Source organism: Paeniglutamicibacter sulfureus, from assembly GCF_039535115.1.
Classification (GTDB): Bacteria; Actinomycetota; Actinomycetes; order Actinomycetales; family Micrococcaceae; genus Paeniglutamicibacter; species Paeniglutamicibacter sulfureus.
In genome coordinates, this window is the sequence record NZ_BAAAWO010000001.1 from 2,907,058 (window position 1) to 2,926,342 (window position 19,285).

At 62.3% G+C, this 19,285-nt stretch carries 20 protein-coding genes and 2 pseudogenes; 8 read left to right on the top strand and 14 right to left on the bottom strand.

Features of this window, described 5'->3' with window-relative positions:
- Positions 1-96: 96 nt before the first annotated feature.
- Together ABD687_RS20720 and ABD687_RS20725 are read right to left on the bottom strand one after the other, a co-directional pair.
- On the bottom strand, positions 97-354 hold the full coding sequence (locus ABD687_RS20720) for an ArsR/SmtB family transcription factor (RefSeq protein WP_302266388.1): 258 nt from the start codon (positions 352-354) through the stop codon (positions 97-99).
- An 87-nt stretch (positions 355-441) separates the two neighbouring features.
- A pseudogene (locus tag ABD687_RS20725) lies at positions 442-1,183 on the bottom strand (DUF5937 family protein); the annotation flags it as partial.
- Positions 1,184-1,416: 233 nt separating this feature from the next.
- Between ABD687_RS20725 and ABD687_RS13255 the strand changes: the two are divergent.
- Positions 1,417-3,207, top strand: a complete 1,791-nt coding sequence (locus tag ABD687_RS13255) for a CocE/NonD family hydrolase (protein ID WP_302263697.1) — start codon at positions 1,417-1,419, stop codon at positions 3,205-3,207.
- Positions 3,208-3,346: 139 nt separating this feature from the next.
- Here the strand turns inward: ABD687_RS13255 and ABD687_RS13260 are convergent, their stop codons facing one another.
- The 4 genes from ABD687_RS13260 to uraD form a co-directional block, all read right to left on the bottom strand.
- Positions 3,347-4,951 (bottom strand): solute carrier family 23 protein, encoded by a 1,605-nt coding sequence (locus tag ABD687_RS13260; protein WP_302263696.1) that lies wholly within the window; start codon positions 4,949-4,951, stop codon positions 3,347-3,349.
- A 75-nt stretch (positions 4,952-5,026) separates the two neighbouring features.
- On the bottom strand, positions 5,027-5,953 hold the full coding sequence (pucL, locus tag ABD687_RS13265; protein ID WP_302263695.1) for a factor-independent urate hydroxylase: 927 nt from the start codon (positions 5,951-5,953) through the stop codon (positions 5,027-5,029).
- Between the two features lie 5 nt (positions 5,954-5,958).
- On the bottom strand, positions 5,959-6,315 hold the full coding sequence (gene uraH / locus ABD687_RS13270) for a hydroxyisourate hydrolase (protein WP_264271572.1): 357 nt from the start codon (positions 6,313-6,315) through the stop codon (positions 5,959-5,961).
- A 61-nt stretch (positions 6,316-6,376) separates the two neighbouring features.
- A complete protein-coding gene (uraD, locus tag ABD687_RS13275; protein WP_310290453.1) occupies positions 6,377-6,883 on the bottom strand; it encodes a 2-oxo-4-hydroxy-4-carboxy-5-ureidoimidazoline decarboxylase in 507 nt (168 codons plus the stop codon).
- Positions 6,884-7,207: 324 nt separating this feature from the next.
- On the opposite strand from uraD, the gene ABD687_RS13280 reads away from it, so the two are divergent.
- Both ABD687_RS13280 and ABD687_RS13285 read left to right on the top strand, forming a co-directional pair.
- Complete coding sequence (locus tag ABD687_RS13280; protein ID WP_302263693.1) at positions 7,208-7,399, top strand: hypothetical protein; 192 nt, start codon at positions 7,208-7,210, stop codon at positions 7,397-7,399.
- Positions 7,400-7,655: 256 nt separating this feature from the next.
- On the top strand, positions 7,656-8,381 hold the full coding sequence (locus tag ABD687_RS13285; RefSeq protein ID WP_264271615.1) for an SDR family oxidoreductase: 726 nt from the start codon (positions 7,656-7,658) through the stop codon (positions 8,379-8,381).
- Positions 8,382-8,402: 21 nt separating this feature from the next.
- Here ABD687_RS13285 and ABD687_RS13290 read toward each other — a convergent pair whose 3' ends face one another.
- Positions 8,403-8,849 carry an SRPBCC family protein gene (locus ABD687_RS13290; RefSeq protein ID WP_264271569.1) on the bottom strand — a complete coding sequence of 149 codons (447 nt, stop codon included), beginning with the start codon at positions 8,847-8,849 and terminating at the stop codon, positions 8,403-8,405.
- 96 nt (positions 8,850-8,945) lie between these two features.
- Here ABD687_RS13290 and ABD687_RS13295 point away from each other — a divergent pair, with 96 nt between their 5' ends.
- On the top strand, positions 8,946-9,281 hold the full coding sequence (locus ABD687_RS13295) for a YnfA family protein (protein WP_310290450.1): 336 nt from the start codon (positions 8,946-8,948) through the stop codon (positions 9,279-9,281).
- 258 nt (positions 9,282-9,539) lie between these two features.
- On the opposite strand, the gene ABD687_RS13300 is transcribed toward ABD687_RS13295, so the two are convergent.
- From ABD687_RS13300 to ABD687_RS13315, 4 genes and pseudogenes are all read right to left on the bottom strand, one after another.
- On the bottom strand, positions 9,540-9,677 hold the full coding sequence (locus ABD687_RS13300; protein WP_264271567.1) for a hypothetical protein: 138 nt from the start codon (positions 9,675-9,677) through the stop codon (positions 9,540-9,542).
- Positions 9,678-9,909: 232 nt separating this feature from the next.
- Positions 9,910-10,218: a hypothetical protein gene (locus ABD687_RS13305; protein WP_344760999.1), complete on the bottom strand. Its 309-nt coding sequence runs from the start codon at positions 10,216-10,218 to the stop codon at positions 9,910-9,912.
- An 86-nt stretch (positions 10,219-10,304) separates the two neighbouring features.
- A complete protein-coding gene (locus tag ABD687_RS13310; protein WP_344761000.1) occupies positions 10,305-10,508 on the bottom strand; it encodes an ANTAR domain-containing protein in 204 nt (67 codons plus the stop codon).
- Between the two features lie 86 nt (positions 10,509-10,594).
- Positions 10,595-11,068 (bottom strand): annotated as a pseudogene (locus ABD687_RS13315) (GAF domain-containing protein); the annotation flags it as partial.
- A 130-nt stretch (positions 11,069-11,198) separates the two neighbouring features.
- On the opposite strand from ABD687_RS13315, the gene ABD687_RS13320 reads away from it, so the two are divergent.
- Positions 11,199-11,765: a DUF4383 domain-containing protein gene (locus tag ABD687_RS13320; RefSeq protein ID WP_425566747.1), complete on the top strand. Its 567-nt coding sequence runs from the start codon at positions 11,199-11,201 to the stop codon at positions 11,763-11,765.
- 254 nt (positions 11,766-12,019) lie between these two features.
- Here ABD687_RS13320 and ABD687_RS13325 read toward each other — a convergent pair whose 3' ends face one another.
- A complete protein-coding gene (locus ABD687_RS13325) occupies positions 12,020-12,514 on the bottom strand; it encodes a DUF2231 domain-containing protein (RefSeq protein ID WP_302263690.1) in 495 nt (164 codons plus the stop codon).
- A 642-nt stretch (positions 12,515-13,156) separates the two neighbouring features.
- Here ABD687_RS13325 and ABD687_RS13330 point away from each other — a divergent pair.
- Both ABD687_RS13330 and ABD687_RS13335 read left to right on the top strand, forming a co-directional pair.
- Complete coding sequence (locus ABD687_RS13330; RefSeq protein WP_302266386.1) at positions 13,157-14,332, top strand: zinc-dependent alcohol dehydrogenase; 1,176 nt, start codon at positions 13,157-13,159, stop codon at positions 14,330-14,332.
- A 476-nt stretch (positions 14,333-14,808) separates the two neighbouring features.
- Entirely contained in the window at positions 14,809-15,909 is a 1,101-nt protein-coding gene (locus ABD687_RS13335; RefSeq protein WP_302263689.1) for an SDR family NAD(P)-dependent oxidoreductase, read from the top strand.
- On the opposite strand, the gene ABD687_RS13340 is transcribed toward ABD687_RS13335, so the two are convergent.
- Positions 15,878-16,981, bottom strand: coding sequence for an NADH:flavin oxidoreductase (locus tag ABD687_RS13340; RefSeq protein WP_302263688.1), 1,104 nt, complete (start codon positions 16,979-16,981; stop codon positions 15,878-15,880). The genes ABD687_RS13335 and ABD687_RS13340 overlap by 32 nt on opposite strands.
- A 398-nt stretch (positions 16,982-17,379) precedes the next feature.
- Between ABD687_RS13340 and ABD687_RS13345 the strand changes: the two genes are divergently transcribed.
- The gene (locus tag ABD687_RS13345) at positions 17,380-17,685 is read left to right on the top strand and encodes an ArsR/SmtB family transcription factor (protein WP_302263687.1); all 306 of its coding nucleotides are present in this window, start codon (positions 17,380-17,382) and stop codon (positions 17,683-17,685) included.
- 703 nt (positions 17,686-18,388) lie between these two features.
- On the opposite strand, the gene ABD687_RS13350 is transcribed toward ABD687_RS13345, so the two are convergent.
- Entirely contained in the window at positions 18,389-19,270 is an 882-nt protein-coding gene (locus ABD687_RS13350) for a polysaccharide deacetylase family protein (protein ID WP_302263686.1), read from the bottom strand.
- Positions 19,271-19,285 lie beyond the last annotated feature (15 nt).

The window sequence follows — 19,285 nt, forward strand, 5'->3', positions numbered from 1 at the left end:
ACTGTCCCGCGAGATGCATAAGGACGGTTCAATGAATGCCAACCAATGATCCCCACCATTCGCCGACGTCGGAAACGTGCCGCCAGGTAGGAGAAGTCATCTGGTCAGGGTGGCCAGCAGGTCCGGGCCCATCCTGAGCACCGTGGCGGTGTCGATGCGGTGGTAGACCAGCTTTCCCTGGCGGTCCGAGACCACCAAGCCCGCTTCGCGCAGTACCCGCAGGGATCGGGAGATCTGTGCCGCGGGTTGACCGAGCCTGACCGCAAGATCGGAGGTCGTCATGGGCTCTGCCGAGATGTGCCGGAACAGCTCCATTCGGGAGTCGGCACTAAGCGCGCTGAGCCTGCCACGCATCTGCTGGATCTGCAGGAGTTCCTCCTGCGGGGTCTGCGCCGGAAAATGGACGATGACCGGGTACCCGGCATTGTCCTTAACCGTGAGGTGGTTGCCGATCCAACGCGAGGGGACCAGCAGCAGCTGGCGTCCTGCCATCTTCACCCGGCGTTGCTGGAGCGTGTCGAAACGGACCTCGGAGGCTCCGCGGAACGCCTTGGCCGTGACGCTGAGCGAGGCGATCGTTGCGATGGGGTCGTCGCGGTTCAGCTTGTCTGCGAGTTGGGCTGCGGCGCCGCTGATGTTGAGGGCGAGATCCTCCCATTCCTTCCTGAAGAACGAACTCCAGCAATCCGAGCAAAATTCGATGATCCTCCGCCTGAACTGCTCCGGGTCATTCAGAAGTTGTTCGGCCAACTCGAATCGGCCCAAAGATCGCGACCGGCACGTGTCAAGGAACTCCCGACGGGTTTTTTCATCATGCAACAGTTCCGAGGCTGCCGGGAGGTCCTTGCTGAAGCCGCGGATGGCTTCGGCCGCCATGGAGACGAAAGCCTCAAGCGGCAGGGCGGCCATGCCAGCGAGTTCACGGTCAAGATTCTGCTTTGGTCCGGTGGACACCGGAAAGAAGAATCGTGCGCGACCGTGCCCACAGGGGCGAGAGAGCGTTGAACTCGGCGATCAGCCGATCGTCCAGATTCCGCGCGATGGCCTGAACTTTTGCGGACGATTCGAAGTGATGGTCAGGTTCCGCCAAGACGTGGAGTACCGCCATCAGTTCGGACAGGGGGGAGACCGATACGCGCAGGTTGTTGATGTCGAATCCTGCAAATTGAAGTGCAATGGCCATGAGACCTCCTCTGCCATGCCGGCCTTGTTACGAACAGTTGACTCAATTCAGCCAACTGTCGCACGCGGCGCCGGTTCACTGGCTAACTTCATGATGTAGGGCTCCGCCGGCGCAACCTAAAAGTAACACCGGGAAGTGAAAATCAAGGAATGAGATCACAGTTGACCAGATATATCGACGACAGATCCTTGCTGTCTGAGGAAGTCGGCCATCCGCAGGAATTCATGGTTGCGATGAGTGATGGATGCCGGCTTGCCACCGACGTATACCTGGGCGATGCTCCCGAAGCGCCCCGGCCCGTACTCTTGGAACGCACACCCTATGGGAAGCGTTCAAGCCGGGATTCGGACCAGTCAATACATGACCAGCCAATACCTCTGCCATCCGAGATCGCCGATTTTTTCGTCCGACGAGGCTATGTCGTGATCCGTCAGGACTGCCGCGGCCGAGGTAATTCGGAGGGCGAATTCGTCAAATACCTCAATGAGGGACAGGACGGGGTAGACACGATCGCCTGGATCGAAGCCCAGCCCTGGTGTGACGGGCGTGTGCTGATGAACGGGGTGTCCTACTCGGCCCATGTGCAAACGGCGGCGGCTGCTTTGGCCCCCTCCGGCCTGGCTGCCATGTTTATGGACTCGGGCGGATTCTCCTCGGCCTATGAGGTGGGCATGCGCATGGGCGGCGCCTTCGAACTCAAGCAGGCCACGTGGGCCTTCCGCCATGCGGTGCGAAGTCCGGCAGCAGCAGGCGATCCCGTTCTCGCTTCCGGGCTGGCCGCGCTGAACGTAGCGGACTGGTTCCACCAGACGCCGTGGCGGCAGGGCAGCTCACCTTTGAGTCTGGCCCCCGATTATGAAGGCTACCTGCTGGAGCAGTGGGCCCATGAGAACTTCGACGACTACTGGGCACAGCCTGCAATCTATGCCCGCGATTCCTACGACAAGTTTCCCGATGTGCCAAGCTTCCACATCTCCAGCTGGTACGACCCCTACATTGCCTCGGCCATCGAGAATTTTCAGCAGCTCGGAGATCGCAAGTCCAGTCCGGCCTACCTGCTCCTGGGACCCTGGACCCATGGGAAACGCTGCCAGAGCTACGCAGGCGACGTCGACTTTGGCCCGGCGGCATATTTTGACGGCAATCTTGCTCCGTCGTACCTGGACTTTAGGGCTGATTGGATGGACGAGGTCCTGGGACGGGACACGAGTGCCGTGCAACGGGCCGCTGTCACCTATTTCCTGATGGGTGGCGGCAGGGGCAATGCCACGGCCCATGGCCGGCTGGATCATGGCGGCCGATGGGAACACGCGGCTACGTGGCCCCCGGAAAACGCGCAAAGGGTCACCCTGTACTGCTCGCCAGACGGGGGACTGATTCCCGAACCGGTCGAACAGGAAACCTCTATCACCTATGCCTTTGATCCGAACGACCCGGTCCCCACCATCGGTGGCCAGGTCACCAGCGGCGAACCAGTCATGCGCGGCGGGGCCTACAACCAGGTGCCCAGCGACGAAATCTTCGGAGCCAGCCAGCCGCACCTACCGCTCAGTGCCAGGCCCGACGTTCTGGTATTCCGCACCCAGCCCCTGCAGGAGCAAGTGGGCATCGCAGGTGAAGTGACCGCGGAGATCTTCCTCTCATCCTCGGCCAAGGATACCGACCTGACCATCAAGCTGATCGACGAGTACCCGCCGAGCCACGACTTCCCCCAGGGTTTTGCCATGAATCTCACCGAAGGAATCCTGCGGGTGCGTTATCGCAATTCCTTCACCAAACCTGAATTAATGGAGCCCCACCGGGTATACCGCGTCACGGTCTCGGCACCTGCGACCGCAAATCTCTTTGCCGCAGGCCATCGGATCCGCCTTGATGTTTCATCGAGCAACTTTCCGCGCTTTGACGTGAACTCAAATACCGGCGGGACGATTGCCACCGACAGGATCAAGATCGTGGCCGAAAACACCGTGCACATGTCGGATGCCCATCCGACGTCGCTTTCACTAGACGTGTTACCCGACTAGCTCCATTGCCTCGCCGGTTGGCAGAACCGGCAATGGAAGCGATGTGTACAACCCGAAAATGCGCGTCCGCACGGACCCAGGGAACCGGGTCGACTGTGGTTCCTGGATCCGTGCCAATGGCCGCACGGGCCAGAGTCGCTCAGTGAAGCTGCGGGGGCTTCCCGGATCGCACGAACTCGGACTCGTCCGGGCACGGGACGCCGGCCGCCTCGCATTTCTTGCGATACTCCTCGACGATGCCCTTGAATTCGTCGTCGTCGACGACGGGGATCTCCTCGCCGTCCGCGGCGATGAGCTTGCCGGACTTGAACCGGTCCCCGTCCAGTAGCCCGCGGACTTCCTCCGCCTTGACGATGCGCGGGATCTGGTCGGCAATGAGCATGCGTGGTGGGGCCGCGGCATAGGCCGAACCGTGTCGCTTCGGGGTGCCGATCTTCAGCTCATTGAACAGCAGGTTCAGTGCCACGGCCATGACCGCGGCCGAGCTGATGCCGGAGTGGAAGATGGTGGCGAACCAGGTCGGGAACGCATCGTAGAAGTCGGTTTTGACGATCGGCAGCGCACCGAAGGCGATGGAGGTGGCCACGATGATCATGTTCAGGTTGTTGTCGTATTTCACGCTCGCCAGGGTGCGGATCCCCGAGGCCGCAACGGTGCCGAAGAGCACGATGCCTGCCCCGCCCAGGACCGGGGTGGGGATCGCGGCGACCACGCGGCCGAGCACCGGAAGCAGGCCCAGGACAACCAGGATGCCTCCGCCGGCCGTGACCACGAAGCGGGATTTCACCCCGGTGATGGCCACCAGGCCGACGTTTTGCGCGAACGCGCTCTGGGTGAAGGTGTTGAAGACCGGGGCCAGGATGCTGGAGGCCATGTCGGCGCGCAGGCCGTCGGCGATGCGCCGCGAATCGACGCGGGTCTTGGCGATCTCCCCCACCGCGAGGATGTCGGCGGTGGTTTCGGTGAGGATCACGATGACGACGATCGTCATCGAGACGATGGCACCGACCTCGAACACCGGCCACCCGAAGGCGAAGGGCTGCGGGAAGGCGAAGATGGCGCCGCGACCCACGGCCGAGAAGTCCGCCACACCGAGGAACACCGCAATGACGGTGCCGATGACCATTGCCAGCAGGATCGACAGGCGTGAGATCGCTGCCTTGCCGACCTTGGAGAGCAGCAGCACGATGACCATCGTCATGCCGGCCAGGCCGATATTGGCCAGCGAACCATAGTCGTCGGCCTTGGCGTTTCCGCCCATGGCCCAGTTGGCCGCTACCGGGATGAGCGAGAGCCCGATCATCGTGATGACCACGCCGGTGACCACCGGCGGGAAGAACCGCACGATCTTCGCGAAGAACGGGGCCACCAGGAAGCCGATCGCGGAGGCCGCGAGGACCGCGCCGAAAACCGACTGGATGCCGCCGTCGCCGTTGACGATGGCCACCATGGTGGAAACGGAGGCGAAGGAGGTGCCCTGGACCAGGGGAAGCTGGGCGCCGAAGAAGGGGACGCCGACGGTTTGCAGGATCGTGGCCAGACCGCCGACAAAGAGGCAACTGGCGACCAGCACGCCGATTTGTTCCGGGGTGAGCCCGGCGGCACCGCCAATGATCAGCGGCGGGGCGATGATGCCGCCATACATGGTCAATACGTGCTGGAGCCCGTAGGCGATCGTCTTGCCCAGGGGCAGCCGTTCGTCCTCGGGACGGTGTGTAGTATTTTTGACTTGCGCGGCCTTCATGTCTGACTCCTTGACGGGTTGCGACGCATCGGGGGTGCGCGCGTTGCACCGCGCGCACCCCCGAGACCTCATCGGCTAGCAGAATCCGGGCGTGTTTTCCCAGATCGGATGGGCTGCGGAGGCGCCCTCGCGGGTGATGGCCGCCTCGATCAGGCCGTACGGGCGATCCGCGGCAAAGAAGACCTCATTCGGGTTGTCCTGTCCAAACGGGGACAGGTCGACGAGGAAGTGGTGCTTGTTGGGCAGCGAGAACCTGATTTCCTCGATCTCCGGATGCGCCTCCAGGACCGCCTCGCCCATGTCGAACATTGTCTGTTGCAAGGCGAAGGAATGCTTGGCCGCGAAGCCAGCCAACAGCAGTTCCCGCACCGAGTCGTAGACGGCATTGAAGTCCACGTCCCCTCCGGCAACCGCGTTGGAGTTGTAGCGCCAGCGGCTGCTGACGTCGGTGGCCAGGATCCGGTCGCCGGTTTCCTGCAAGGTGGTGTAGCGGTCAACGGGGAAGTTGCGGAATTCGCTGGCGGTGGACTTGAGGACCGTGAGGTCCTTGATCCCGGCGAGCACCGAGGCCTCGCCGTCCTTGATTTCCAGGACCGCGGTGCGCACCTCGGACTTGTTCCGGGAGAACGCGTGATCGTGCTCCTGGATCCGGTCCCAGAAGTATTGCTCGGCTGCCCAGCGCCCGCCCGTGACCCAGTCGAATTCCGTGGTGAAGTGCGCACCGAGCCGCAACAGGAACGCCTCCGGCGAGCCAACGCCATCCCGGGCAAAGCCGTAGACCGTGTTTTTCTGTGTATCGGTTGGGACAACGTGCCGGTTGTCGCCGTCGATGTGCGCGGCCAGGAAGTCGCCGTGAAGCTGCGAGGTCACGTTCAAGTCCTCGATCTCGTGCCGCTCGGTGTCCCGGGTGATCTTCACCAGCCGGACCTCGGCCTTGCCGTATTGGTTGGCGCCGAGAACGATCTTGGTGCCGGTCTTCTTTTCGGCTGCAAAGGTGTTCATGATATCTAGCTCCCTCGGTACGTGGAATATGCAAACGGGCTGATAAGAAGAGGTACGTGGTAGTGAGCGGCGGTGTCGCCAACGACGAAATCGATGCTCACCGCGGGAAAGAAGGTTTCCGTACCCGTCTTTCCGAAGTAGTCACCGGTGCCGAACGCGATTCGGTGGTGACCTGCTTCAACCTTTGTCGGACCGAGTGACTCGATGCGTCCGTCGGCATCGGTGACTCCTGATCCGATTTCTTGCCAGCCGGATGCCGTCTTGGCTTCCAGCGTGGCCTTGACACCGGAGGCAGGCCTCCCGGTCCCGGTGTCGAGTACATGGGTGGTGATGTGGCTTCTCGCAGCCTGGTTGGCGCTCATCGAAGGCTCCTTTGGATTCGTTGAGGGGAAGGAAAAAGCTTAAGATTCCGGTGGACGTGATCTAGCTTGAGGGCACGCGGCCGAAGCACGCGTCGAGGCGAAGGAGGGCGATGGCGCGCAGCTGTTCTCCGACTTCCGCCAGTTCGGCCTCGGGGTCGTTGTCCAGTCGGCGGCGCAGTTCAGCGAGAATTTCTTCGCTGCTTCGGCCGGCGGCGCGTATCAGGAAGACGCGTTCGAACCGTTCCTCGTAGGCACGGTTGCCGGAGAGAAGCTCGGCGGCAATTCGCCCGTCGAGATTCAGCGTGGATTGTTCGCCGCGGCTGAGCGTTGCTTCCGCGGATGAACCGGCGGCGCGTTCCCCGATCCGGGGATGGTGGGCAAGCGCCACGTTGATCTCCGCTTCGGTGAACGGGTCGGCGGCGTTTTGCGCGCAGGCCAGGAGTTCATCGATGGAACCAAAGGGGCGGGCGCTGAGAATCGTCTCAATCCAGCGGCCAATATCTGCACAGGGCCGAAGCACTGCGGCCGCGTCAGCCGAGTCGAGGTCGTTGAAACGGGAAATGTCCATGGGGTGATCAGCTCTTTCAATCCTGCGAGGTTTTCCTGCACCATCCAGGGCTGAACACCCTTACCACCGGCTTGGCACCGGCTTCGACTCGATGTTTCTGGATGGTGGAACTTTGCTTTCACACCATGTAACTCGGATCACACCCTTCCCGTCAAGGGTTTGGCCGAATCTTTTCCCGCTGCCCGCCCACCCCTGCCCGGAGGCCGGCGTGAAGCAAGTTGCGGCGAGCCCTTGCCTTTCCCGTGCTCCGCGTACATACTTAATTTCACCAAACAATATTTAGATTTCGCATCTTGGAATCTTTGTCGTTTCGAGGAGGACCGCATGAACACCAGCCAGCCCATCGCTGAAGCATCCAGCGAGAAAAAAGCGCGCGCACTTCTGGAAACCTCGACGGCACTCAGCACCGGAATGTTCCACCCAATCGGCGGATTGGACCCGGACATGAGCCGTGTCCCGCGCAGTCCCAGGCCACGCATCGGACTCTGGTCGTGGTTGCGCGCCGCTCGCAGGTAGCTCCCGGGAGTCCGGCTCGAGGGCCCCGGAGCAACTGCCACGAATTGCACACCACGTCGAAAGAACGACCACGGCGGTGGAACCCCGGCCCGGCACGGGTGTCCCGCCGCTGCGGCGGTCTCCTCAGTAGGCTGGGGTCGAATGCCTGAACGCGAACACTTCGCCTGCAGGCACAGCCGATCAATGCCAGTCTCACTTCAAAGGATGATTCCGCTTGAACCCTGTCCCCAATCAGACCGTACCCGCGCGGCGAACCATGCTGGTCACCGGGGCCGGTTCCGGAATCGGACGCGCAGTCACCCGACGCATGCTCGAGGCCGGGTGGAATGTGGTTCTTGCCGGGCGGCGCGCGGCGCAGCTGGAGCAGAGCGCAGGCACACACCCCAACGCGCTCGTGGTGCCCACCGACATCACCGACCCATCGGCCGTGGAACGGCTATTCGCCGCCGGGATCGATCGCTTCGGCAGGATCGACGCGCTCTTCAACAACGCCGGGGTTTTTGGCCCCTCCGCAACCATCGGCGAGCTCACGGCGCAGCAATGGCAGGATGTCTGCGCAGTCAACCTCGGCGGTGCCATCCATTGCGCGGGTGCCGCGTTCAGGCACATGCAGGCGTCCGGCGGCGGTCGCATCATCAACAACGGTTCGATCAGCGCGCAGGTGCCGCGCCCCGCCTCCGTTGCCTACGCGGTGACCAAGCATGCGATCACGGGCCTGACCAAGTCCATTGAGCTCGACGGCCGCCCCTACGGAATAGCGTGCTCGCAGGTCGACATCGGCAACGCCGCCTCCGAGATGATGAAGGATGTCGGCGCGACCTCGGGCGCGCTGCAGGCCGACGGAAGCCGGAAGGTCGAGCCCACCTTCGACATGGACCAAGCCGCGGCAACCATTGAGTTCATTGCCGCCGCACCGGCGGAGGTGTCGATCAACCACGTCACCATCACCGCCGCCGGGATGCCGTTCATCGGCCGTGGCTAGGGCCGGCCAGTCCGCGGCACCCTAGAGGTGCGCGGCAAACAAACGGTCGAGCTTGATGAACGAGGACTCCCATCCGGCACGCGCCGGCTCCAGGACCTCGGACGGCAGCGGACCCTGGGTGATCCTCAGCGCGGTACCCGCCGGGCAATCGGAAAACTCCACGCGCAATTCGATGACCAGGTTCAGGGTCATTTCATGCGGTCCATCTTCCCCGACCAGCAGCTCATGGTCCCTGACCTCGGTGAATGTCGCATGCACCGGCGAAGTTTGGGTGGGGTCCTCAAGCAAGTGCATCACGAACTTCTGTACGCCGCCGACCCGGGGCTCAATGTCCACCGTGTCCACATGTACGCCCCAGCCCTCCGGGCCGAACCATTCGGCCAGGATTTCCGGTTCTGTAAAAGCTGCCCACACCGCGCCTCGGGGTGCGGAAAATTCGCGATCAATGACGAGTTTGCCCATATCCATGCGCACGAGATTACCCCGGTTCGAGCGATGGACCGAATAATCCGCCGCTTCTGTGGGGGCAAACACGCACCACCGGTTGATGAAAGGATTGGGATCATGACCGTGATGAAATCAATCCTGCTCTTCGGCGTGGCCACCCTGCTCGAAATCGGGGGCGCCTGGTTGGTATGGCAGGGAATCCGCGAGCACCGGGGCTGGCTATGGGTCGGGGCCGGCGCCGTGGCCCTGGGACTCTACGGCATCGTGGCCACGCTCCAACCCGACGCCAACTTCGGCCGCATCCTGGCCGCCTACGGCGGCGTCTTCATTGCCGGTTCGCTGTTGTGGGCGGTCTTCCTTGACGGGTTTCGTCCGGACCGCTGGGACATCGCCGGTGCCATCGTTGCCCTGGCCGGGGTCGGGCTGATCATGTACGGCCCGCGCGGGGCCTAGGAGCACTGCCCGAGCCCGGATGCTGGTCCCACTCCCATCTCCTGGGAGCACCCCACGAGCCGGCCCTTCTCGGCATCGTTCCTCGCCTCGTGCATGAAGCGCACCTCCTCACCCGGCACACCACGGGCCGCCAGGTCTTCCCTCAACTGGTCGAACACGTTCCAGTCCGGGGATGGGGTGCCCAGGTCGCAGAACACGATTTGAAGTGCCCCGGGGCCGGGTGGGGTTCCCGGTGGCCGGGTCTTCGTAGATCCGGTCCTAGTTCTTTTCATACAGCCCAGCGATCAAGTCGACCGCCGCACCGGTCTTGGTGGCCGCTTCCAGCAGCTCGAGAGTCGGGTCCGCCAGGCGCATGCCCAAGGCTGCCTTGCGGCCACCGCTGGCACTTTTCAGCATTGGGATGTCGCCTCCCTTCCGCTCTACGGCCACTCCCCACAGATAAATAACAACCGGTAATAAATATTATGTCAACCAGAATAGAGACAAAGTGCATTTCCTGCACTTTGTTGAAAAATGGAGAATCTTCCTCGATGGAGCATCATCCCTGATCAACCAAGGATTCACCATCAATGATTCGTGGACGGTCGACCCGTCGCGGACGCACTTCACGGCTTCCAGCAAAGGGCGGTTAACCAAGTACTTCATGATTTCTATTGCAATTTACGCAGGAATCATGCAAATATCGCAGGCATGAACGCTGGTCGTTGTCATCGCTGAGCACGGCAATGTGGTGTCCTTCCCGCACCGCGAGCTCGAACCAGATGCCGATGCCTTCCTTGAGGAGATTCTTGACGGGTAGGCACAGGCCCAACGCGCCCGCAGCCTGCGCGAGCACCACATCTCCGTGGGTCGCCGCAACGTCATGCACTTCACGGACTTCTCGGGCAAGTTCCCCTGGCAATGGTTGCCGGTCGACGCCGACGACTGGTTCGCCCACCTACGGTCAGGAGGAAGGGACGGGAAGAGCGTGCGGTCCGCGCTTCCGTGCCCCACCATCCCTGGTGAGAACCGAATGGAGTTCACTCAGACGCTCGCCGAGGACGGCTCTGGCGAAGGGAAATTTCCTGTGTTCGCTAGGTGTCCCGCAACATTGACGAGTTTGATGTTGCTACGGGAACTGGCTTGTGCCAAAAGGGTAAAGGCCTCTGCAGCCGTGAGCTTGTAACGCTCCATGAGGATGCCTTTGGCCTGACCGATGACGTCCCGTGAGGCCAGCGCCTCACGCATCTGTCCAATTTTTGTGTGCCCATGAAAACCACGGTCGCATGCGCCGCAACTAGCATCCCCGCGCGCACCGATTCCCCGTCAAAGGCGTTGACCTGCCGGCTGTAGAGATTGAAGGTTCCCGCATTGTTGCCATCGGTGAATAGCTGGAAGCAGAGCATGCTTGACGCACCCAAAGCGCGGGCCTCCAGAGAAAACCTGGGCCAACGACTCTCACTGGCCATGTCAGGAATCATGATTGTTTTACGTTCGTAGACGGAGTCGAGGCACGGCCCTTGCCCGACCTGCTCCTGCAGCGCATCCATTCTCTGGGCCAAGTCCCCCGAGAAGGCCCTGGCCTCGATCTTCTGGCGATTCACCACCAGGCCGATGGATGCTTCCTGGGCCCCGGGGATGAGCCCAACGGCTGTGCACGCCAGGCAATCAAGTACCGCCGTTTCGTCCATTTCGCTGTGCAACAGGCGGGCAAGCACATCCATCAGCTCTGCCAGGCCACCTTCCAAGGGCATGCATCGGTCCTTTTCGTCTTCACGGATGCTGGTGTCCGCCCGATTCTCGGCCATGCCCCATTCTTGCAACCAACTGCCGAACCACCAACACCGGAGTACTCAATATCTTCACGGCAATCCGATTCGACCGGGCACACGCAATCGGCATCACTGACGAGGGCCCGATTTTTCGGCCCCGGACCCCGTGGTCAGGGGTTCCAGATTTGGTCCCGGTGATGCAGCATGTGAGGACGCAGCAAGTAGCTGCGGCACGATCTCCGGAAGGGGCCGCACCAGGACCAGCCACACCGCACGCACGGGCACCGAGCGCAACAACGTCCAGAAGCCGGCGCTGGCCGTCGGCGCCGTTTTGCTGCTTGTCGGGATCTTGGGATGCGTTCCCGGATTCACCACCAACTACGACCAATTCTCCTTCGCTGGCCACCACTCGGAGGCGATGCTGATGCGCGTGTTCCAGGTGTCCATCCTGCACAACATCGTGCACCTGCTCTTCGGGGCAGCAGGCATTGCGACGGTCAGGACCCGGGACGCGGCCAAGCACTACCTGCTCTGGGGCGGAGTCATCTATCTCGTCTTGTGGGTCTACGGGCTGCTCATCGACCACGACAGCGACGCCGACTTCGTGCCGATGAACGACGCAGAGAACTGGCTGCACCTGGTCCTGGGCCTCGGCATGGTCGCCCTCGCACTGCTCCTCACCGGGACAAGAACAGGACCGCGGGCACGGCCAACACATGATAGACCCCGCTGACACGATGGAATCCGCGGCATCGGAAAGCGCACGAGTACCCATCCGTACCGGCGTTGCACCTGGTCCGCGATGCCATCACCGCCCGAAACCTGAGTGGGATCCGCATCGCCGACGACCGACCATTCGTAGCTACGAGCCCGACCGGCGACTCTGCCGGGGTCCACAAGACCCCGGCAGAGGCCATGGAATACCGGACAGCTCGGGCTCGGGCTCGGGCTCGGGCTCGGGCTCGGGCCAGACTAACCGGTTCGGTGCTACTGCTTCTTGAGGGAGATGTGCGTAGTGAATTTGGCTGGGGCATCGAGGTTTGCGTCATCATCTATGCCTACGCGCAGCCGTCCCACCAGTTCGCCGCCCAACCACCCCGTCCCCATGGCGATGACGGCTGCCAGCAGCGCAAGCACGAAGGCCATGGTGCCAGGCACGTTTTCCTCGGCGTTGCCGCGGAGCCACCAGCTGATCGCGAACAATACGATCATGACGGTGTTGCCGGCACCATGCAGCAACCCGATGCGCTTGGCGCGTGTTTCCTTTGGGATACCGGTGAAATCGATCAGCCCGAATACTGCGGCAAGCAACCCGCTCAGTACTCCGGCGGCGATCATCAGGTAAGAAGCCGTCGTGAACCGGCCGTTGTCGGTCAAAAGTCCGATCACGTCGAACACGACCGCCGTGGCAAGCAGCCCGAGCGGGAAGACAACCAATTGCTGGTGAATAGCATGCCCTGCGGCTTTTGCCCTGCTCTCCATCTCCGCCTCCATTGACGAATGGTTGGGGTGCCCGATATGTATGGCATCCAGTTGCGAGGCTATCCGCCATTTCCCTTAGAAGCCAGAGGCCAGTGTTGGGCTTCAGAACCTTCTGGTCCCGGACGCCGCCTGGCAGGACCTTGACGCAGCAGGACCCTTCGCGGGGTTGACCCACGGTGACCCGTGGACCGAGCATGGCGTCGATGATTCCATCGGGGGCGCCATCTCCATGGGGCAATCGATCTCCCAAGCCAGTTCCAGGGTTCGGTGAACAGTCAGTTGAGAGGTCAATGCCAGGGCCACGCGGCGCTCGGAACCGAATTCGCCCAACACCGGTTCAAGGACGCGCTGAGAGCCTGCCTCTTTCCCTCTAAGCCTTGGATCAGCCGACTTGGTCGATGGCGCGGACAACTGCAGCCCTCGCGGCAGCGTTCAAAACCCTGTCAATGCCTGCGGCGCGCTGTTCTGCCACCTCGATTCTTGCCCGGGCTGCGTGGTGGCCGTTCCCCTGGTCGGCTTCTCTTTGGCCGGGGTGGCGGTTTCAGCTGCGGATCCACCGCGGCGGAGCTCTTCATTTCCGGCAACAAGTGTGAACATACTGGACTGATAAGCATCCATACCGGCGAAGAGGGACTTGATGCAATGAGGGCAGTTACCTGGCAGGGAAAGCGTTCGATCAGCGTGGACGAGGTGCCGGATCCGGTCATCCAGGAACCCTCCGACGCCATCATCAAAGTCACCTCCACCGCAATCTGCGGCTCCGACCTCCATCTATACGAGATACTGGGCCCCTACATGAAGAAGGGCGATATCCTCGGCCACGAACCCATGGGGATCGTCCAGGAGGTCGGCAGCGCCGTCAGGAACCTGAAGGTCGGTGACCGGGTGGTCATTCCCTTCAACATCGCCTGCGGCACGTGCCTGATGTGCCGCCTGGACCTGCAGTCGCAGTGTGAAACCACCCAAGTCCGCGAAAAAGGCCTCGGCGCTCCCATCTACGGGTACTCCGAGCTTTATGGTTCCGTCCCGGGCGGCCAGGCCGAATACCTGCGCGTGCCCTTCGCCGATTATGGCCCCATCAAAGTGGGCCAGGACCTGCCCGATATCCGTTATCTTTACCTCTCCGACATCGTGCCCACCGCCTGGCAGGCCGTGCAGTACGCGAACGTGCCCGACGGCGGCACCCTGACGGTCTTCGGATTGGGACCGGTGGGGCAGTTCGCCGCGCGCGCCGGTGTGCATCTGGGGTACCGGGTGATCGGCATCGAGCCCGTGCCCGAACGGCGCGCCATGGCCGAACGGCACGGCGTGGAAACCCTGGACTTTCACGGGAACATTGGCGATGAACTGCGCGAAATGACCGGAGGCCGGGGGCCGGAATCCGTCCTGGACGCCGTGGGCATGGAAGCCCATGGCTCCCCGGTCGGTACTTTCGCCCAGCATGCGGCCGGCCTGCTGCCGGACCCGCTCGCACAAAAAGCCATCGAAAAGGCCGGGGTTGACCGGCTGAGCGTTCTGCACGCGAGCATTGACGTTGTTCGCCGCGGCGGCACTATCTCCATCAGCGGCGTTTACGGCGGCATGGCGGATCCCATGCCGATGCTGACCCTGTTCGATAAGCAGATCCAGATGCGCATGGGCCAGTGCAACGTCAAACGGTGGATCGATGATCTTCTGCCCCTGGTAGAGGACCCTGCGGACCCGCTCGGCGTCACCGACCTGATGACCCACCAAATCCCCCTCGATGAAGCCCCCGAGGCGTATGAGGTGTTCCAAAAAAAGCAGGACCACTGCATCAAGGTCGTCCTCAAGCCCTGACCGACCCCTCATCTACCCGGAACTGCAACTGAACCGGTGAGAAGGGAATCCTGTGACACATCCCCCGAGAGGTGAAAAACCAGACGGCACAGCATCTCGAGGGCCTTGGGACCTTGGCCTCCGCGGCCCTCGGCCTTCCCGGCCGGCTCTGTTCCTGCCCAGCATGTGGAGCGCCGTGTCGCTCTGTCAGGAACAGGGCCCCTCATGAGGGTGGGCAGTGGAGCGCTGTACGGTTCCGGCTTGTTTGTGGTCAACGAGGCGACTGCTCCTTCGCTGCGTGTGTCCCCGGGACCCAAGGAAAGCCCCTGGCGGGCGAACGCAAGAGGCATGGACGCGCACATGGTTCCCGGAATGGCCAACAAAGCCTGCCGCGTCAATCCGACCGTGCCCGCTGATCATTACCCCGCAGTGGCTGCCCCGCCGGGCCGGCGGGGACGGTGAGAGGCCAAGGCCGCGGGGCACCTGGAGCGGTGGTCGTGATCACGGGTGCTTCCAGCGGTATCGGGCGGGCCACCGCACACACCTTCGCCAAAGCCGGTGCCCGCCTCGTCCTCGCGGCCCGCAGCGCGGAAACCCTTCAAGAAGTCGCCGCCGAATGCACCACGCACGGAGCGCAGGTGATCGCCGTGCCCACCGACATCAGCGACGAGTCCCAGGTCCAGGCCCTCATCCATTCAGCGGTTGAAGCGTTCGGGCGGATCGATGTGTGCATCGGCGGTGCCTCCGTCTACAGTTACGGGACCTTCGAAACCACCCCACCTGACGTGTTTCGCCGAATCGTTGAAACAAACCTTTTCGGTCCCGTCCACACTGCCCGCGCCGTGCTGCCGCACTTCCGGAACCAGGGCCACGGAACCCTGATTCTCATCGGATCGGTCTATGCCAAAATCACCTCGCCATATATCTCCCCCTACGTGACCAGCAAATTCGGACTGCTCGGCTTCACGGAGGTGCTGCGCCAAGAGTTACAAAAATCCAAGCACATCCACATCTGCCTGGTCCTGCCCGCAACAATCGACACCCCCATCTACCAGCACGCCGCGAACTACACCGGCAAACGCGTGCACCCGCTGCCCCCCGTTGCTTCCCCGCATCGTGTGGCCCGGGCGATCATGGGGAACGCGAAACGGCCACGGCCGGTAACCGTAGTCGGCCAGATCCAGCGCACCTTCGTCCCGGTCCACGGCGTTTTCCCGCGGTTCTACGACCGGTGCATCAACCCGGTGATGGACCTGCTCGCCCTGCGAAAAGGCCCCGTCTCCCCTTCGAGCGGTACGGTCTTCGCCCCTGACCCTTCAAGCAACCACGTCACCGGGAATTGGCGGTCCAACCGCATCAGGGGCTTCGGCACTGCCGGCACCATTCTTGGCCTCTGGTTGATTCTCCGGCACAGGCGCCAGCCGGATCACGGCCCTCGGTTCTTGGTGGTACTTCGTTCATCTGGGACCAGAAGCATCGAAAAACGAGGGCGGCTCAAGCGATGCGACACGCCGGAGGGCCAACCACTTTCTTGGTGGTTGGCCCTCCGAAGGTTCAACGTCAAGCTCAGGAGAGTAAATCGAGCTCCCAGTCCTTGACGTCGGCCAACGGGGCAAAAAGGCTCGCGTCCAGCTCGTCGAGAGGCCGCCCGTGGCGGACCCGATCCGGCCAGTCTCTGTTGCCCAGAGCCGCCTTGCCCAAGGCAATGACATCGGCTGTGCCGTCGGCCAGCAGCGCTTCAGCTGTCTCGGGGTCGTCCAGGTGTCCGTTGGCGATCACCGGCAACCCGGAGTGCCGCTTGGCCAGGGCGGCCAGCGAGGGACTCCCGTCGCCGAACGCCGGAGCATAGGCCTTGTACTCGGTGGTGTGGATGAAGTCGACGCCTGTGTCACCCAGAGTGGAGAAAATGATCTTGGCCTCATCAATTCCACCGGCCCACCGGTGGTCGTGGTCACTGACCTTAGCCTGGGAGATCCGGATACCCACGGTCATTTCTGGTCCGACGGCCTCACGCACGGCACGGGCGATCTCCGCAGGGAAACGCACCCGGTTCTGGGCGGAGCCTCCGTACTCGTCAGTGCGGAGGTTGAGGTAATCGGTGAGGAACTGGTCCAGCAGGTAGCCGTTGGCGCCGTGAATCTCCACGCCATTGAACCCGGCAGCCTTGGCGCGCAATGCGGCATCCACAAAGCCTTGTCGAACGTCCTGCATTTGATGCCGAGTGATTTCAGCAGGCACCCGGTAGGGCCCCTCGCCGCGATAGAAGGCCAGTTGTTCCCCCTTGGGCGCGACCTCGGAGGGACCCACCGTGGCGTCCGCAAAGCGGCTTCCCTGCGCTTGGGATCCAGCGTGCATGAGCTGGGCGAATATTGCGGACCCTGATGCGTGGACGGCGTCTACAACCCTGGCCCAGGACCGGGCCTGTTCATCGGTTGCCAGACCAGGCTGATGCAAGTAGCCCTGGCTGTATGAAGTGTCGGGATAGATCCCCTCGGTGATCAGCAGTCCGAAGCCGCCCCGGGCGAAAGCCTCGTAATAGGAGACCATCTTGTCCGTGACCAATCCGTCCTCGGTGGCACTGACGCGGGTCATGGGGGCCAACGCCACACGGTTGGGCAACAACGTGGAACCGATCTTCAGACGCGACCAAAACGGGCTGGGGTTTGTCATGTTTATCTCCTTGGATCTTCAGGGTTGGCGCTATTCCGTTGGGAAGCTTGAGCATATTGGTTACCCAAACGATTGTGTGCGTAAACACGGCCAGCGTTCGGTTTGTTGAATTTTCGGGATTTCTAGTTTGGTCTGTCGGGGACCGCTTTGTCGCCAACTGCACCGTGCATGACCAGGTCCATGCATAGGCGGGGCATGGATCCGCACGAGAGCGGCAGGGCAGAAGAAGCAGTTCAACGGCTTGCGCACTTTAGTGCTAACTCGCACTGCCTTACCCGCGTTCAAAGTACGACATTCTTCATAGTACTAGAACTATCGTACAATAGATTCGCAGTCAATTCAGCAATCGAGGAGGCCAAGTACACGTGCGCGCTCTCGCCCACCCGTCCCAAGCAGAGATGCAGCTGGACACCGTGCTGTCCGCGTTGTCCGACCCAGTGCGACGACAAATTGTTGGCCAACTCGCGAACGCATCAATCGATCAGGCTTGCAGCGCCTTCCAACTGCCAATCAGCAAGTCCACCTCCACATATCACTTCAGGGTCCTGCGTGAGGCTGGCCTGATTAAACAGCGCTACAGCGGCACCACGATCCTCAACACGCTACGAGCAGCCGACATTGAAGTCCGGTTTCCGGGATTGCTGCGGGCGGTTCTTCAAGCCGCCCGAAGTGAAACAGCCGTCGCCACATCCGAAGTGCAATGATGGGGTGCAGTTCCGTCGGTTGGTCGCAGAAGCCCGAAGCGCCCCCAGGGCGGGACTGCCTGACGTGCGGCAGCTCCCGCCTGAATCACCGAGGCTACGCGACGTGCCAGCCTCCACAGTGCTTCATCCGGCGTCCTGGAAACGAGCAGCGAAGTGTCGTTTTCACGGGGCCGGGGCCGGCAGCGGAACAGAGCCCAGGATGGTCCCGTCCACTGCAACCATGGTGAACGGCGCGAGCCGGTGTGGGAATTCCACCGCCGCGCTATGTCCTTCCAATGCCCTGACGCCGAGCCCAAACGCTGCCAGGCGGAGATGCGTTGGAGCAGCACCGGATCGAACAAGGACGACTGCAGATGCGCTCCTGACATCCGCGGGCGGAGGCAGGTAGTCGCTGAATTCCTCGGCTCTTGCGGATCCCCGGTATTCAACAAGAGCCGCATCCAAGGCTTCCCAGCCGGGGACGGCGCAGTGCGGTGCAACCAGGTCGAGCAGTTCGTCAAAGTTCGAAGTGGTGCGAGCCGCACCTGTTTGTCTGGTAACCGTCCACCCGCCGGGGAACGTGCCGACCTTGATCCCACGGCACACCCCAGTGAGGAAACGGCCAATCGAGGCACGCCGGATTGGGCCGGAGACCATGGGTCCGGCCCAATCCGGTGCGATGCGTGCGCAGGCTCCACACATGTGCGGGCCGAATTCCTTCCGGTTACTTCTGGCGCGGGTTGCGCGCCTTGAACTCTTCAGCGATGGAGTTGAAGTCGGTCCACTTCACGCCCTCGTGGCTGTTGATGTGCTCGATCAACCGCTCAAGCATCAGCAGGACCTGCGGCCGGCCGGAGACGTCGGGGTGGATCGTCATGGTGAAGACCGCATGGTCGTGTTCGCGGTACACCCAGTCGAACTGGTCGCGCCACATTTCTTCCAGGTGGCGAGGGTTCACGAATCCGTGGCTGTTCGGGCTGGACTTGATGAACATCATCGGCGGCAGGTCATCGAGGTACCAGTTGGCCGGGATCTCCACGAGGTCGGTTTCCACGCCGCGGACCAGTGGCTTCATCCAGGTGCTGGCGGGCTTGTCGTAATCGATCTTGGTCCAGCTGTCCCCGACACGCACGTAGTACGGCTCGAAGTCGCGGTGCATGAGCGAATGGTCGTAGGCGATGCCGCGTTCAAGCAAGAGCTCATTGGTGACGTTGGAGAACTCCCACCACGGCGCCACGTAGCCGGTCGGCCGTTTCCCGGTGCGCTGCTCGATCAGGTTGATGCAGTGATCCAGGATGTCCGTCTCCTGCTCGCGGGTCATCGCGAGGGGATTCTCGTGGCTGTAGCCGTGGACACCGATCTCATGGCCGGCCGCGACAACCTCGTCGAACTGCTCAGGGAAGGTTTCGATCGAGTGGCCCGGCCAGAACCAGGTTGCCGGCAGGTCGTACTTCTTCAACAAGGCGTTCAGTCGCGGGACGCCGACCTCGCCGGCAAACATGCCGCGTGAGATGTCGTCCGGGGAGTCTTCTCCCCCGTAGGATCCGAGCCAGCCACCTACGGCATCAACGTCGATGCCGAACGCCACGGAAATTTCTTTTGCCATCTTCATTCCTTATCT